General features: G+C 62.4%; 1 pseudogene. It reads right to left on the bottom strand.

The features are described from left to right. A pseudogene (locus EN939_RS35835) lies at positions 1-633 on the bottom strand (anthranilate synthase component I); the annotation flags it as partial. Between the last annotated feature and the right edge of the window lie 318 nt (positions 634-951).

Below are 951 nucleotides of genomic sequence, written 5' to 3'. Positions count from 1 at the left end.
GTCATAGCGGTCGGTCCAGGCCTTGGCGGAATAATGGTCGACGACCAGGATCTCGTCGGGCAGGAAAAGCACCAGGTCGCGCTGGCTTGGCTTGCGCTCGAGCTTGTAGTCGACCGGGTCGAACTGGAAGGCGAGGTCGTAGCCGAAAGCGCCGTAGAGACCGAGATTGGCGTCTTCCTCGGTCCTGAACAGAGCGGTGATGGCGCGCAGCACCGTGAAGACTGAAGGGACGCGGCTGCGCTCCTCCTCGGTGAAGACACGGCCGGGCTTGGCGACATCGAGGCGGATGAGTGTCTTCGACGTCTCGGCGATGGTGACATCCGCCTGGCTGGCGAGCGCCTTGCCGATGACCGGCAGCAGCGCCTCGCCACGGCGGTTCAGCGCCTCGATGCGCATGGCACGGCCGCGCGCCGAGACGACCAGTGGCGGATCGATGATGGCGGTGTCCCAGCGCGTGTAGCGGCCGGGATATTCATAGTTCGAGGAAAATACAGCGCCGCGGCGCGAATTCAGGCCGTCAACGTAAGCGTCGATCGCGCCCGCATAGGGCCGGTCGTGGCGCGCGCGCGTGATGGTGATGCCACCCGCGGTCACGAAACTTTCCGCGCCGTTTTCCAGAAGCTTTATCGTCATTGCCGTCTCCATCAGCGTCTTGGGGCAACGGACCCGGGAATGGCTTGGAAAAAACAAATGGCCGCCCGGACTTTCCGTTGCGGCCACCCTCTCTTTTCACGCGCACGTGTTCGAACAGGCCGCTGTCAGCAGGCCCACCACCAAATGGTCTTGATCGAACGCATGTTCATGGCGAAAATCCATAGCCGCGAAAAACCGGATGCGCAACTGATTTGAAAAGCCTGTCCGGTGGCCGCCGCTTCAGCGTCTCATGGCACATCGCCAGGGCGGACAGTGCCGCTTAGACTGTTCCTCTAACAGCAGGAGACGGGAAAACAC

Origin of the sequence: Mesorhizobium sp. M7A.F.Ca.CA.002.05.1.1 (assembly GCF_003998335.1) — a bacterium.
Classification (GTDB): domain Bacteria; phylum Pseudomonadota; class Alphaproteobacteria; order Rhizobiales; family Rhizobiaceae; genus Mesorhizobium.
The sequence above is the reverse complement of the archived record's forward strand: the minus strand, read 5'-3'. Positions and strand labels throughout refer to the sequence as shown.